The 13,713-nt window shown below is 55.6% G+C and carries 13 protein-coding genes; 10 read left to right on the forward strand and 3 right to left on the reverse strand.

Annotation, left to right across the window (positions count from 1 at the left end; all coding sequences use genetic code 11):
* The first annotated feature begins 217 nt into the window (after positions 1 to 217).
* The 4 genes from qseE to glnB all read left to right on the forward strand — a co-directional run bounded on the left by qseE (position 218) and on the right by glnB (position 4,125).
* Positions 218 to 1,654: a two component system sensor histidine kinase QseE/GlrK gene (gene qseE, locus ACTU3N_RS11210; protein WP_443086213.1), complete on the forward strand. Its 1,437-nt coding sequence runs from the start codon at positions 218 to 220 to the stop codon at positions 1,652 to 1,654.
* 17 nt (positions 1,655 to 1,671) lie between these two features.
* On the forward strand, positions 1,672 to 2,388 hold the full coding sequence (qseG, locus tag ACTU3N_RS11215) for a two-component system QseEF-associated lipoprotein QseG (protein WP_443086214.1): 717 nt from the start codon (positions 1,672 to 1,674) through the stop codon (positions 2,386 to 2,388).
* Positions 2,375 to 3,712: a two-component system response regulator GlrR gene (glrR, locus tag ACTU3N_RS11220; RefSeq protein WP_443086215.1), complete on the forward strand. Its 1,338-nt coding sequence runs from the start codon at positions 2,375 to 2,377 to the stop codon at positions 3,710 to 3,712. The genes qseG and glrR overlap by 14 nt, the downstream gene beginning before the upstream one ends.
* A gap of 74 nt (positions 3,713 to 3,786) precedes the next feature.
* Entirely contained in the window at positions 3,787 to 4,125 is a 339-nt protein-coding gene (gene glnB / locus ACTU3N_RS11225; protein WP_002438074.1) for a nitrogen regulatory protein P-II, read from the forward strand.
* A gap of 39 nt (positions 4,126 to 4,164) precedes the next feature.
* Here the strand turns inward: glnB and hmpA are convergent, their stop codons facing one another.
* Entirely contained in the window at positions 4,165 to 5,355 is a 1,191-nt protein-coding gene (gene hmpA / locus ACTU3N_RS11230) for an NO-inducible flavohemoprotein (protein WP_443086216.1), read from the reverse strand.
* Between the two features lie 313 nt (positions 5,356 to 5,668).
* On the opposite strand from hmpA, the gene glyA reads away from it, so the two are divergent.
* Both glyA and ACTU3N_RS11240 read left to right on the forward strand, forming a co-directional pair.
* Complete coding sequence (gene glyA / locus ACTU3N_RS11235) at positions 5,669 to 6,922, forward strand: serine hydroxymethyltransferase (protein ID WP_443086217.1); 1,254 nt, start codon at positions 5,669 to 5,671, stop codon at positions 6,920 to 6,922.
* Between the two features lie 200 nt (positions 6,923 to 7,122).
* Positions 7,123 to 8,271 (forward strand): 3-phenylpropionate MFS transporter, encoded by a 1,149-nt coding sequence (locus tag ACTU3N_RS11240; protein ID WP_443086218.1) that lies wholly within the window; start codon positions 7,123 to 7,125, stop codon positions 8,269 to 8,271.
* Here the strand turns inward: ACTU3N_RS11240 and csiE are convergent.
* A complete protein-coding gene (gene csiE, locus ACTU3N_RS11245; protein ID WP_443086219.1) occupies positions 8,268 to 9,545 on the reverse strand; it encodes a stationary phase inducible protein CsiE in 1,278 nt (425 codons plus the stop codon). The two genes, ACTU3N_RS11240 and csiE, sit on opposite strands and share 4 nt — an antisense overlap.
* 124 nt (positions 9,546 to 9,669) lie before the next feature.
* On the opposite strand from csiE, the gene ACTU3N_RS11250 reads away from it, so the two are divergent.
* Both ACTU3N_RS11250 and ACTU3N_RS11255 read left to right on the forward strand, forming a co-directional pair.
* On the forward strand, positions 9,670 to 10,308 hold the full coding sequence (locus tag ACTU3N_RS11250) for a DUF1007 family protein (protein WP_443086220.1): 639 nt from the start codon (positions 9,670 to 9,672) through the stop codon (positions 10,306 to 10,308).
* The gene (locus tag ACTU3N_RS11255; protein ID WP_443086221.1) at positions 10,299 to 11,273 is read left to right on the forward strand and encodes a nickel/cobalt transporter; all 975 of its coding nucleotides are present in this window, start codon (positions 10,299 to 10,301) and stop codon (positions 11,271 to 11,273) included. The genes ACTU3N_RS11250 and ACTU3N_RS11255 overlap by 10 nt, the downstream gene beginning before the upstream one ends.
* A gap of 34 nt (positions 11,274 to 11,307) precedes the next feature.
* Here ACTU3N_RS11255 and suhB read toward each other — a convergent pair whose 3' ends face one another.
* Entirely contained in the window at positions 11,308 to 12,102 is a 795-nt protein-coding gene (suhB, locus tag ACTU3N_RS11260; protein ID WP_443086222.1) for an inositol-1-monophosphatase, read from the reverse strand.
* Positions 12,103 to 12,229: 127 nt separating this feature from the next.
* Here suhB and trmJ point away from each other — a divergent pair, with 127 nt between their 5' ends.
* Entirely contained in the window at positions 12,230 to 12,958 is a 729-nt protein-coding gene (gene trmJ, locus ACTU3N_RS11265; protein WP_443086223.1) for a tRNA (cytosine(32)/uridine(32)-2'-O)-methyltransferase TrmJ, read from the forward strand.
* Positions 12,959 to 13,116: 158 nt separating this feature from the next.
* Positions 13,117 to 13,608, forward strand: a complete 492-nt coding sequence (gene iscR / locus ACTU3N_RS11270) for a Fe-S cluster assembly transcriptional regulator IscR (RefSeq protein WP_443086224.1) — start codon at positions 13,117 to 13,119, stop codon at positions 13,606 to 13,608.
* Positions 13,609 to 13,713: the final 105 nt, after the last annotated feature.

Consider the following 13,713-nt stretch of genomic DNA (forward strand, 5'->3'; position numbering starts at 1 on the left):
CCTAATTTCATAGCAAAGCCGGGTTTATGCCCGGCTTTGCTGTTTCTGGCTTTCCCTCGCCGCCTGACTCGGTTAGCATCTGCGGGTACTCTTCCGGCGGGCTGCGTCCTCTTACTCCAGTCACTTATTTTAGTAAGCGCCCGAAGATGCCCATTCTTACCTTCGCGATATCTCAAAAAAGAGATATATAAACTTTTTATGCTGCGAGAGTGATGCGTTGAAACGTTGGCCTGTTTTTCCTCGTTCGTTACGCCAGCTGGTCATGATGGCGTTTTTGCTTATTCTGCTGCCGCTGCTGGTGCTCGCCTGGCAGGCGTGGCAAAGCCTCAACGCACTCAGCGCGCAGGCATTACAGACCAACCGCACCACGCTGATTGACGCCCGTCGCAGCGAAGCGATGACCAACGCTGCGCTGGAGATGGAGCGCAGCTACCGCCAGTACTGCGTGCTGGATGACGCCACCCTCGCGCGGGTGTATCAGAACCAGCGCAAGCGCTACAGCGAAATGCTCGATGCCCATGCGGGCGTGCTGCCGGATGACAAGCTCTACCAGGCGCTGCGCCAGGATCTCAGCGATTTAGCGCAGTTACAATGCAGCAACAGCGGCCCGACATCCGAGGCATCGGCGCGACTGGAAGCCTTCGCCTCAGCAAATACCGAAATGGTGCAATCAACCCGCGCGGTCGTGTTCTCCCGTGGTCAGCAGTTACAGCTGGAGATTGCCGAGCGCGGTCAGTTTTTTGGCTGGCAGGCGCTGGTGCTGTTTCTGGTGAGTCTCGGTCTGGTTCTGCTTTTTACCCGCATGATTATCGGCCCGGTAAAAGGTATCGAGCGCATGATAAGCCGCCTGGGGGAAGGGCGCACGCTGGGTAAAAACGTGGCGTTTAAAGGCCCTCGTGAGCTGCGCTATGTCGGCGAGCGGATTATCTGGCTGAGCGAAAGGCTCGCCTGGCTGGAGTCCCAGCGCCATCAATTTTTACGCCATATCTCCCATGAACTGAAAACGCCGCTTGCCAGCATGCGTGAAGGCACGGAACTGCTTGCCGATCAGGTGGTTGGGCCGCTTACGACAGAGCAGAAAGAGGTGGTGGATATTCTCGATGCCAGTAGCCGCAATTTGCAGAAATTGATTGAGCAACTGCTGGATTACAACCGTCGGCTGGCGGATGGCGCGGTGGAGCTGGAAGAGGTGGAGATAGCGCCGCTGGTTGAGGCGGTTATCACCGCCCACAGTTTGCCCGCGCGGGCTAAAATGATGCATACCGATGTCGCGCTGGATGCGCCAACCTGCCAGGCTGAACCCATGTTACTGATGAGCGTGCTGGATAATCTTTACTCCAACGCGGTGCACTATGGTGCTGAATCCGGTACCATTTATTTACATAGCTATACTGTCGGCGCACGGTTTCGTATCGAAGTGGCAAATAGCGGTACGCCGATCCCTGAAACGGAACGCGAGATGATTTTCGAACCGTTCTTTCAGGGCAGCCACCAGCGAAAAGGGGCCGTAAAAGGCAGCGGGTTAGGGCTAAGTATTGCCAGAGATTGCATCCGCCGTATGCAGGGTGAATTATTTCTGGTCACTGACAGTAAAGCCGACGTCTGTTTCCGTATTGAGTTACCGCTTAATGCATCGGAAAAATCAATTAAATGAATCTATATCTGGTGAGTATGTCGCACGTTTTTTCCCGCATGATAAGCGCGGTTTCATTGCAAACCCCCTGGCTGCGAACGCTTCCGTGTCTGCTGCTGGCCGGGTGCGTGGTGCAAAAGCCACAGAGTGCCATCCATAACGACCCGCGTGAGCACTTGCCCGAACAGCAACTGGCTGATTTCCTCTCGACCAACTGTGACGATATCTGGTCGCTGTCGGGTACGCATGTTGATTCCAACCCACTTTACTGGCTGCGCGCGATGGATTGCGCCCAGCGACTCGCGCCAGCGGTGGCGCGGGCCGAAGCGCGGACATGGTCTGATGACAGCTGGGAAGCCACCTTTCGCCGCGGTATTTTGCTCTCCAGAGCAAAAATCACCCCGCTTGAGCGCCGCGAATACGCCCAGCGGCTGGATACGTTAAGTCCGGGCATTCCGGCGCAGGTGCGCCCGTTGTTCCAGCTCTGGCGCGATGGTGAAATGGCGCAGCTGCAGCTTTCTGAAGAGCGCAGCCGTTACGGCAAGCTTCAGCAATCTACCGATAGCGAGCTGGATACGCTTCGCCAGCAGCACCAGTATCTGCGCGAACAGCTCGATACCACTACGCGTAAGCTGGAGAATCTGACCGATATTGAGCGGCGGCTCTCCACGCGTAAACCGGTGTCTGGTGAATTGCCGGACAGCGCCCGCCCGGAGAAAACGCAAGGTGAGGAGATAAACCATGACAAGCCGTAAGCCTGCCCATCTGCTGCTGGTGGACGACGATCCGGGCCTACTGAAATTACTGGGGCTGCGCCTGACCAGTGAAGGTTACAGCATCGTCACCGCAGAGAGCGGCCAGGAAGGGTTACGTATCCTGGCGCGTGAAAAGGTCGATCTGGTGATTAGCGATCTGCGCATGGATGAGATGGACGGGATGCAGCTTTTTGCCGAAATCCAGCGCGTGCAGCCGGGGATGCCGGTGATCATTCTGACGGCGCATGGTTCGATTCCGGACGCGGTCGCCGCGACCCAGCAAGGGGTGTTCAGCTTTCTCACCAAGCCGGTGGACAAAGACGCTTTGTACCTGGCCATTGATGAAGCGCTGGAGCACAGCGGCTCGGCAAGCGACGACCAGTGGCGTGAAACCATCGTCACCCGCAGCCCTACGATGCTGCGCTTGCTTGAGCAGGCGCGAATGGTGGCGCAGTCAGACGTCAGCGTGTTGATAAACGGCCAGAGCGGTACCGGTAAAGAGATCCTCGCGCAGGCTATTCATAACGCCAGCCCGCGCAGCAAAAAAGCCTTTATTGCTATCAACTGCGGCGCGTTACCTGAGCAACTGTTGGAGTCCGAACTCTTTGGCCACGCGCGCGGCGCGTTTACCGGTGCCGTCAGCAATCGCGAAGGTCTGTTCCAGGCCGCAGAAGGCGGCACGCTGTTTCTTGATGAAATTGGTGATATGCCTATTCCGCTTCAGGTGAAGCTGCTGCGCGTGTTGCAGGAGCGTAAAGTGCGCCCGCTTGGCAGCAATCGCGACATTGATATTAACGTGCGCATTATTTCCGCCACGCACCGCGATTTGCCCAAAGCGATGGCGCGCGGCGAGTTCCGTGAAGACTTGTTCTATCGGCTAAACGTGGTGACCCTGAAAATTCCCGCGCTCGCCGAGCGTGCAGAAGATATTCCGCTGCTGGCAAACCACCTGCTGCGCCAGTCGGCGGACAGGCATAAATCGTTTGTCCGCGCGTTTTCAACCGATGCAATGAAGCGCCTGATGACCGCCAGTTGGCCCGGCAACGTGCGCCAGCTGGTGAACGTGATTGAGCAGTGTGTGGCGCTCACTTCGTCGCCGGTCATCAGCGATGCGCTGGTAGAACAGGCGCTGGAGGGCGAAAACACCGCTCTGCCGACCTTTGCCGAAGCGCGTAATCAGTTTGAACTCAACTACTTACGCAAACTTTTGCAAATCACCAAAGGGAACGTCACCCACGCGGCGCGCATGGCGGGGCGTAACCGCACAGAGTTCTATAAATTACTCTCACGGCATGAACTGGACGCCAATGACTTTAAAGAGTAATGGCGTAGTGATTATGATACTGTGAGCAACCGATTACGATGCAGCAAACTGGCAAGAGCGTTTAAGGACCGACCATGAAAAAGATTGATGCGATTATTAAACCTTTCAAACTGGATGATGTGCGCGAAGCACTGGCTGAAGTCGGGATCACCGGTATGACGGTGACCGAAGTGAAAGGTTTTGGTCGCCAGAAGGGCCACACCGAACTCTATCGTGGCGCGGAATATATGGTGGATTTTCTGCCGAAGGTAAAAATTGAAATCGTGGTCACTGACGATATCGTCGATACCTGCGTGGATACCATTATTCGTACCGCCCAGACCGGGAAAATCGGCGACGGTAAAATTTTCGTCTTCGACGTTGCGCGCGTAGTGCGTATTCGTACCGGGGAAGAAGACGACGCGGCAATCTGATGGTTTTCCCTCACCCCGCAGGGTGAGGGCTGTTCGCGCTTACAGCACTTTATGCGGGCCAAAGCATTCGTAATGAATCCGCTCGTTTGCCACACCCAGGCTCACTAATTGCTGTGCGGCAAACTGCATAAACCCTACCGGTCCGCAGAGGTAAAACTGCATCGCCGGGTCGCTAAACTTGCCTTCATGCCGGGCTAAATCCATCAAACCTTCGCTGTCAAAACGCCCGGCGGCGCTGTCCGCCTCATCCGGCTGGCGATACCACACATGCTTATAAAAGCGCGGCAGGGATGCGCCAAGTGTGTTCACCTCGTCGGCAAACGCATGCACCTCACCTTTTTCAGCGGCGTGCAGCCAGTTTACCTGGGCTGCATGGTGTGATTTTGCCAGCGTATCCAGCATCGCCAGCATCGGCGTCTGGCCTACGCCTGCTGAGATAAGCGTCACCGGCGTGTCTGGCGTCACATCCATAAAGAAATCCCCGGCAGGCGCGGCGAGATAAACCACATCGCCGGGTTTGGCGGCGTTATGCAACCAGTTTGAAACCTGCCCGCCTTCCTCGCGCTTCACGGCGATACGGTACGTTTTGCCATTCGGCTTACGGGTCAGAGAGTACTGGCGGATCTCCTGGTGCGGGAAGCCTTCGGGTTTTAACCAGATAGCGAGATATTGCCCCGGCTGATAATCGGCAACGGCTTTGCCATCCACCGGTTCGAATTCAAAGCTGGTGATAAGCGCGCTTTGCGGGGTTTTGTTCAGCAGGCGGAACGCGCGGGTGCCTGTCCAGCCACCCTCTTTTTGTGCATGTTCGTCGTAAATTTGCGCTTCGCGATTGATAAACACTCCGGCCAGCACGCCGTAAGCTTTACCCCATGCGTCCAGCACTTCCTGGCCTGGGCTGAACAGCTCATCCAGCGTCGCCAGCAGATGTGTGCCAACGATATCGTACTGCGCGGGCTGGATCTGAAAGCTGGTATGCTTCTGGGCGATTTTCTCCACCGCCGGCAAGAGTGCTGCCAGGTTATCAATATTGCTGGCGTAAGCGGCAATCGCATTGAACAGTGCTTCGCGCTGATCGCCGTTGCGCTGGTTGCTCATATTAAAAATTTCTTTTAATTCAGGATTATGTTTAAACATCCTGTCATAAAAATGCGCGGTGAGTTTGGGGCCGGTGGCCGCCAGCAGGGGGAGGGTGGATTTGACCGTCGCGATGGTTTGAGCGTCAAGCATGGTGGCTTCCTCTAATGCATTTCATTTAAAGTTGTATTTTAAATGCATCTTATAGCGGAGGCGGAAAGTTGTAAAGAAAATGGCGAGTGGCAGCGTTGCATTGTGAATAATGTGCATCACAATCCTGAAAAGAAATCCGTTTCAAATCGATGGGGCGTTTGCGCGGCATGCCTTGTCTGGCCTGAAGCCAAACGTTTGCGTAAAAAGGTTTGTCAAGACCTGTTATCGCGATATTAATCAGTTATACTGTCAGCCGTTCCCAACATTGGGCCCTTTTTAAGCGTTGTTTTGTTAGCTGAGTCAGGAGATGCGGATGTTAAAGCGTGAAATGAACATTGCCGATTATGATGCCGAACTATGGCAGGCTATGGAGCAAGAAAAAGTACGTCAGGAAGAGCACATTGAACTGATCGCCTCCGAAAACTACACCAGCCCGCGCGTTATGCAGGCTCAGGGTTCTCAGCTGACCAATAAATATGCGGAAGGCTATCCGGGCAAACGCTACTACGGCGGTTGCGAATATGTGGATATTGTTGAGCAACTGGCTATCGACCGCGCCAAAGAGCTGTTTGGCGCTGACTACGCTAACGTCCAGCCGCACTCAGGTTCTCAGGCTAACTTCGCTGTTTACACCTCGCTGCTGGAACCGGGCGATACCGTGCTGGGGATGAATCTGGCGCATGGCGGCCACCTGACTCACGGCTCTCCGGTTAACTTCTCCGGCAAACTGTACAACATCGTGCCTTACGGCATTGATGAAACAGGCCATATTGACTACAACGACCTTGCCGCTCAGGCGCAAAAGCATAAGCCGAAGATGATTATTGGCGGCTTTTCTGCCTACTCCGGCGTGGTTGACTGGGCGAAAATGCGCGAAATCGCCGACACTATCGGCGCGTATTTGTTTGTGGATATGGCGCATGTTGCCGGTCTGGTTGCCGCTGGCGTTTACCCGAACCCGGTTCCGCATGCCCACGTTGTGACCACCACGACGCACAAAACGCTGGCTGGCCCGCGCGGTGGTCTGATCCTTGCAAAAGGCGGCAGCGAAGAGCTGTATAAAAAACTCAACTCAGCCGTCTTCCCTGGCGGTCAGGGCGGCCCGCTGATGCACGTTATCGCCGGTAAAGCCGTTGCGCTGAAAGAGGCGATGGAGCCTGAGTTCAAAACCTACCAGCAGCAGGTGGCTAAAAACGCGAAAGCGATGGTTGAAGTGTTCCTGGCGCGCGGTTACAAAGTCGTTTCCGGTGGTACTGACAACCATCTGTTCCTGCTGGACCTGGTGGATAAAAACCTGACCGGTAAAGAGGCCGATGCCGCGCTGGGCCGTGCGAACATCACGGTGAACAAAAACAGCGTGCCGAACGATCCGAAAAGCCCGTTCGTGACCTCCGGTATCCGTATCGGTAGCCCGGCCGTAACCCGTCGTGGTTTCAAAGAAGCTGAAGTCAAAGAGCTGGCTGGCTGGATGTGTGACGTGCTGGATAATATCAATGACGAAGCGGTCATTGAGCGCACCAAACAAAAAGTGCTGGATATCTGCGCGCGTTTCCCGGTTTACGCCTAAGCGTTTACCCCCTGAACAAGGCCGCCCGCGCGGCCTTTTTTTACGCCCTTTATTCGTGTGGTCTTATAAAGGTGCGGCGCGAAGTGACCCGGCGCAAAAAGTCCGGCAGGCCCAGGCACAGCCGTTTATTTGTTGCGCTGTTGTTACTTGCCAGTCCGGACTTTTACCGCCAGACTAGGGCCACCATTCAGGAGGGAATCATGGTTCTGCAGTCTACGCGCTGGCTGGCGCTCGCTTATTTCACCTATTTTTTTAGTTACGGTATCTTCTTACCTTTCTGGAGCGTCTGGCTCAAAGGTGTAGGGCTGACGCCTGATATCATCGGTATATTGCTTGGCGCAGGCCTGGTAGCGCGCTTTCTCGGCAGCTTGCTGATTGCGCCGCGAGTCAGCGATCCCTCCCGTCTCATTACCGCCCTGCGCGTACTGGCTCTGGTGACGCTGCTGTTTGCGCTGGCATTTTACGCGAGCAGCAACGTTATGTGGCTGGCCGTGGTGATTGTGGGTTTCAACCTTTTCTTCTCGCCGCTGGTGCCGTTAACGGATGCGCTGGCGGGCACCTGGCAAAAACAGATAACGATGGATTATGGCCGGGTGCGGGTGTGGGGTTCCATCGCGTTTATTGTGAGCTCGGCGCTGACCGGCAAGCTGGTGAGTCAGTATGATTACCAGGTGATCCTCGCCATGCTGATTCTGGGCATCGTGTCGCTTCTGCTGGGCATGCTGCTGCGCCCGTCCATCGCCCCACAGGGTGAAGCGCGCCGCCAGACGTCTGCGGGCTGGCAGGAGTGGCGCAAACTGGTGGCGCAGAACTGGCGCTTTCTCGCCTGCGTCTCCTTTTTGCAAGGCGCGCACGCGGCCTACTATGGCTTTAGTGCTATCTACTGGCAGTCGGCGGGGTATTCCGCATCCACAGTTGGCTATCTTTGGTCGCTGGGCGTGGTCGCTGAGGTGGTTATCTTTACGCTGAGCAACCGGCTGTTTCGGCGTTTCAGCTCGCGAGATTTGTTACTGCTTTCTGCCGTCACAGGCCTGGTGCGCTGGGGACTTATGGCGTCCACCACGGAACTGCCGTGGTTGATTGTTATGCAGCTTATGCACTGCGGAACCTTTACCGTTTGCCATCTCGCGGCGATGCGCTATATCTCTGCCCGCCACGGCAGCGAGGTGATCCGTTTGCAGGCCGTTTACTCGGCGGTCGCAATGGGAGGCAGTATTGCCATCATGACCGTGTTCGCGGGCTTTTTGTATGAGTACCTGCAACAGGGCGTTTTCTGGGTGATGGCGCTGTTAACCCTCCCGGCGATGTTCCTGCGCCCGTACGTGAGCGCACAGGAAAAGGCGGTCTAATCTTCCAGCATGGCGCGAATATGCTCCTGCTGCTGAGGGCTGAGCGTGCCGGCGGTGTGTATCAGCGGCGGCGAGAACAGCGGCAACGGCATGGCATACGGCAGGATGATGAGCGTGACATCACGCGGCGCGCCGTGCTTTATGAATTCTGACAGCGGCATATAGGTAATATTGAGCGGCAACAGCGTTAACTCACGTAGCTGCTGCTCGATTTCCTGCTCCCGCGCCGTCTCCTCTGCGGTCACCAATATGACCGATTTTTCATGCAGATCGCTCTCCTGCATCAGCCAGGCGCCAAAAATCACCGCCACCAGACCCGCCTCTTCTTCACTAAAACGCAGCGCATACTCCTCTTCCAGCGTTTGCAGCGCTTCACGCGTGGTGCGCATCAGCCTGGGATAGAGCTGATGAATTTCATCCGGCAGGCTATTATCGATACCAATGGTAAACAGGGTTCTGTCCAGCGCCAGCGCCAGGTGGATGTAAAGCTGATCGCTCAGGCCCTTTTCATCGCTAAAACGCAGCCCGGCCAGTTCGCGAAAGCGGGTAATCATCCTGCCGATAGCCTGTTGCAGGCGGCGGTCCTGATGGTGAACATCACGCAGCGGGTCCGGGATGCGCAGCATCATAAACATCAAAGAGAGAAACAGCTGCTCGTTTTCTTGCGGGTGGGCGATGACCCGGCGCTGCCAGTGGCGCACAATCTCCTGCGCCACTAGATACTCGGCGCGCGACTGTGTCCACTCCTGCTGGACAGGGCTAAATTCGGGCGTCTGGCCGTAGTGGTTTTGCAGCAGGCAATACTGTAAATAGAGGCGCAAAAACTGCACGTCGCGACTCTCGAATGAGCGCTGCAAGCGGCGCGAGCACAGGTGAATCAATGCGTGCAGATTGGTGTCGTCATAGAGCGTTCGGGAAATCCGATGCTCTTTTAACGCATTTTTTAGCGTCGGCGTGAAGTGATGCGTGATAAATTGCGGGCACAGACGCAGCGCGCGCCTGAGCCAGTGGAGCAGACATAAGCGTTGATTCAACGTTGCGCCTTCAATCCGGTAGCAGCCGTTGGGGTGCGGCACAATGGAGAGCTGGTGATAACGTTGGATCTCACTTTGGGTATCGGCGATATCCTGTCGCGCTACAACATCGTCCACTCCATTCATGGCGCTGATAGTTTCCATGGTGACAGCGTGCCCGGGCAAGGCGAGCATCAAAAGCACCTGGCAGCGGCGCTGCGGACTGGAGAGCGCAGATGGCGGCGTCATTACTATAGTCATCTGTCAAATTCCAGTTAGGGGATTTGATAAGCGTAGTTAACGCTGTGCGCTGTGAAAGCGCAACCGGTGCTATTTCCTCCAGGAATGCCGGAGAGGGTCACAGAATTTTTCACGTGAGGAACACATGCAAGCAGTGAAACAATGCGTATGCGGGGCAATTCTTGCGCTTTTATCATTTGCCGTTTCGGCGCATCCTCACAGTTTTATTCGATTAACCACGCAATTTATTGCTGATAATGAAAACTTTATTGGCCTGAAAATGCGCTGGACGATGGATGAGTTGACCTCCGCCGATCTGTTATATGACGCGGGCGACGCGAAGCCAGGCGATGAGATCTGGAAAAAACTGGCGGCGGAAGTGATGGCAAATGTGCTCGGGCAGCACTATTTCACTGAAATTTGGCACAACGGGCAAAAAGTCACGTTTTTAAACCGCCCGACCGAGTACGGCATGGCACGTGAGGCGCATCAGGCGGTGCTGACATTTACCCTGCCGCTGGCGAAACCCCAACCGCTGCGCGGCCAGCGTTATCAAATCACCACCTTTGATCCAACCTACTATGTTGATATGAGCTATGAACAGGATAGCGACGTCACGCTGCCTGTGGCGTTGCAACGTTTTTGTAAAGTGACGGTGTTAACCCCCACGCCCGGAGACGATATGCTGAGCTATGCGCAGTCGCTGGATAAAGACGACGCGCCGGAGGAAGATATGCAGCTTGGTAAACAATTTGCCCAGACGGTGACGCTGGCATGTCAGTGATAGCACCGGTGGGTGCCCGTAAACAGCGCTTCCTGCACTGGTGGCCGCTGGTGCTTTTTCTGCTGTTGATGCTGGCTGGCGGCATCTGGCTCTGGCAGGCGTGGCCGCAGGTGATGATAAAAAGCGTGGTCTGGCAGCGTGAAATCAATATGCAGCTAAGCGGGCTTTTGAAAAATGTGGCGCAAAACCCGGGCAAAGCAGGCGGAACGTTGCTGCTGTTCAGCTTTACCTGGGGTGTGCTGCATGCGCTGGGGCCTGGGCATGGCAAAATTGTGATTACTACCTGGCTTGCCACGCATCCATCAAAGCTGCGTTCAGGGATAGCGCTGACGCTTGCCTCTTCATTATTACAAGGGCTGGTGGCGATTGCGCTGGTCGTGGTGGTGCTGACTATCCTCGCACTGCCCGCCCGCCAGCTGCACCTCAGCGGCTACTGGATGGAGAAGGGGAGTTATCTGTTGGTGGGGATGCTGGGCATGCTGCTGTGCTGGCGGGCGCTGAAAAATCTGCGCGCGCTATTACAGGTTCCCCGGTTTCGCCGTTTTTCACCGTCGCATGTGCATGATGAGCGCTGCGGCTGTGGCCATCAACATTTGCCTGACCCGGAACAGTTAAACGGTGAGTGGCGCGCGCGGGTAATGATTGTGTTATCCATGGGAATGCGCCCGTGTTCCGGCGCCATCATGGTGCTGCTGTTCAGTAAAGTGCTGGGCGTGTTCGCCTGGGGCGTGGCTTCGGCGCTGGCAATGGCGGCAGGCACGGCGCTGACCATCAGCGCGCTGGCTGTACTGGTACACAGTTTCCGTGTGCTGGCGATAAAAATGAGCGGTCAACGAGCGCCGGTATTGTGGCGGCAGGTAGGATGGACGACGCTTGCGCTGGCGGGAGGTGTGCTGTTGCTTGGTGCTGCGGTGATTATGTGGCTTAGCGCGCTACCGCCTGGGGGCGGGCTGCGGCCATTTTAACGATGCCCGGCAACAAGGCCGGGCACGGTATTGCTTAGCGCTTCAGCGCGTCGCTCAGTTCTTCGCGCATGTTCGCCAGCATTGCTTTCACAACGCGTGGGTTACCTGCAACGAGGTTGCCGCTCATCATATAGTTGTGCCCACCGGTGAAGTCGGACACCAGGCCACCGGCTTCACGCACCAGCAATTCACCGGCTGCGAAATCCCACGGCTTCAGGCCAATCTCAAAGAAACCGTCCACGCGACCTGCGGCAACATAGGCCAGATCCAGCGCGGCGGAACCGGTACGGCGGAAATCGGCGCACTCGGTAAACAGTTTACTTACGATGTTGATATAGGTTGTTGCGTGCTGCTTCGCTTTGAACGGGAAGCCAGTCGCCAGGATAGTGCCGTCCAGATCGCGGGCAATGCTGCCGCGCAGGCGGTAGCCATTAAGCTGTGCGCCCTGGCCACGGGTAGCGGTAAAGAGTTCGTTACGCATCGGATCGTAAACCACCGCCACTTCGGTGCGGCCTTTGATACGTACAGCGATAGATACCGCGAAGTGCGGCAGGCGTTTGATAAAGTTGGTGGTGCCATCCAGGGGATCGATAACCCATTGTACATCCTGGTCAGCGCCTTCGTGCTCACCACTCTCTTCGGTGATGATGGTGTGTTGCGGGTAAGATTTGCGGATGGTGTCAATAATTACCGCTTCCGCAGCTTTATCAACGTTAGTCACGAAATCATTGCTGCCTTTCTGGCTGGTTTCTACGGTGTCGGGCGTTTCGTAGTTTTTGGCAATTAAATTACCCGCCTTGCGCGCAGCACGCACGGCGATGTTCAGCATCGGATGCATCGGTCTCTCTCACTGGATGTTAAAGAACAGGAAAACGGCGCGTATCATAGCAGCGAATTCGGATTATGTCTTCGGTTTATGATAGTATGCGCCAATATTCTTTAGTCGTTGAAAAGCTATGCTGCAAAATATTCGAATTGTACTGGTAGAAACATCCCACACCGGCAACATGGGCTCTGTTGCCCGCGCCATGAAAACCATGGGCCTGACCAATCTGTGGCTGGTTAACCCGCTGGTAAAGCCTGATTCACAAGCGATAGCGCTGGCCGCCGGTGCCAGCGATGTGATTGGCAACGCACAGATTGTCGATACGCTCGATGAAGCGCTGGCAGGGTGCAGCTTAGTGGTCGGCACCAGCGCGCGCTCACGCACGCTGCCCTGGCCGATGCTCGACCCGCGTGAATGCGGCGTGAAAAGCGTGGCAGAAGCGCAACATGCGCCGGTCGCGCTGGTGTTTGGCCGCGAACGCGTGGGCCTGACGAATGATGAGCTACAAAAGTGCCACTACCATGTTGCGATTGCGGCGAACCCTGAATACAGTTCGCTGAACCTGGCGATGGCGGTACAGGTTATCGCTTATGAAGTGCGTATGGCCTGGCTTGCCGGGCAGGAGAGCGCAACGGAAGACGCAGCCCAGGAGACGCCTTATCCGCTGGTGGACGATCTGGAACGTTTCTATGGGCATCTGGAAAAAACCTTGCTGACGACCGGTTTCATCCGTGAAAACCATCCCGGCCAGGTGATGAACAAACTGCGCCGTCTTTTTACCCGTGCGCGCCCGGAAAGTCAGGAGCTAAATATCCTGCGCGGTATCCTGGCCTCCATTGAGCAACAGCAAAAATCCTGATGCCGCCCCGTTAACGCACTAAACGCTAAATACCTGACTAAAACAGTCAACTAAATAGTTGACCAAATTAGTCAGGAATGTCAGACTTGCCACTGCTATGCGACAGTAACATATTAATAAATAAACCCCGGGCAGGGGCGAGTTTGAGGTAGTAAGACATGAGACTAACATCTAAAGGGCGTTATGCCGTGACCGCTATGCTGGACGTGGCTCTCAACTCCGAATCAGGCCCGGTTCCATTGGCCGATATTTCTGAGCGTCAGGGGATTTCCCTCTCTTATCTGGAGCAGCTGTTCTCCCGTTTGCGTAAAAATGGCCTCGTTGCCAGCGTACGTGGTCCGGGCGGCGGTTATCTGCTGGGTAAAGACGCTGGCAGTATTGCAGTCGGTGAAGTCATCAGCGCCGTTGACGAATCTGTAGACGCTACCCGTTGCCAGGGTAAAAGCGGTTGCCAGGGCGGTGATAAGTGCCTGACTCACGCGCTGTGGCGCGATCTGAGCGACCGTCTGACCGGTTTTTTAAATAACATCACCCTGGGTGAGCTGGTGAATAATCAGGAAATTCTCGACGTTTCCGATCGCCAGCACTCTAACGAATCCCATCGCGGTAACCGTGCACAAGACGCAATCGACGTCAAACTGCGCGCATAATAAAAATACAGAATTCAGAATCGGGCCAGGGCACAACACGTGCCCTGTTAACACGGTCGTACATCCAGCCGGTTGCCCGATTCCTTGCATTAGAGCGATGTACGG

The sequence above is a fragment of the Vagococcus sp. WN89Y genome, from assembly GCF_052220145.1.
In the GTDB taxonomy this organism is placed as follows: Bacteria; Pseudomonadota; Gammaproteobacteria; order Enterobacterales; family Enterobacteriaceae; genus Kosakonia.

Bases quoted from the DNA above. Each gene is read 5' to 3' on its own strand.
- ACTU3N_RS11255 (WP_443086221.1), top strand. From the start codon at position 10,299: ATGTCAGTGATAGCACCGGTGGGTGCCCGTAAACAGCGCTTCCTGCAC.
- csiE (WP_443086219.1), bottom strand. From the start codon at position 9,545: ATGACTATAGTAATGACGCCGCCATCTGCGCTCTCCAGTCCGCAGCGC.
- glyA (WP_443086217.1), top strand. From the start codon at position 5,669: ATGTTAAAGCGTGAAATGAACATTGCCGATTATGATGCCGAACTATGG.
- iscR (WP_443086224.1), top strand. From the start codon at position 13,117: ATGAGACTAACATCTAAAGGGCGTTATGCCGTGACCGCTATGCTGGAC.
- glnB (WP_002438074.1), top strand. From the start codon at position 3,787: ATGAAAAAGATTGATGCGATTATTAAACCTTTCAAACTGGATGATGTG.
- suhB (WP_443086222.1), bottom strand. From the start codon at position 12,102: ATGCTGAACATCGCCGTGCGTGCTGCGCGCAAGGCGGGTAATTTAATT.
- hmpA (WP_443086216.1), bottom strand. From the start codon at position 5,355: ATGCTTGACGCTCAAACCATCGCGACGGTCAAATCCACCCTCCCCCTG.
- ACTU3N_RS11250 (WP_443086220.1), top strand. From the start codon at position 9,670: ATGCAAGCAGTGAAACAATGCGTATGCGGGGCAATTCTTGCGCTTTTA.
- ACTU3N_RS11240 (WP_443086218.1), top strand. From the start codon at position 7,123: ATGGTTCTGCAGTCTACGCGCTGGCTGGCGCTCGCTTATTTCACCTAT.
- trmJ (WP_443086223.1), top strand. From the start codon at position 12,230: ATGCTGCAAAATATTCGAATTGTACTGGTAGAAACATCCCACACCGGC.
- glrR (WP_443086215.1), top strand. From the start codon at position 2,375: ATGACAAGCCGTAAGCCTGCCCATCTGCTGCTGGTGGACGACGATCCG.
- qseG (WP_443086214.1), top strand. From the start codon at position 1,672: ATGTCGCACGTTTTTTCCCGCATGATAAGCGCGGTTTCATTGCAAACC.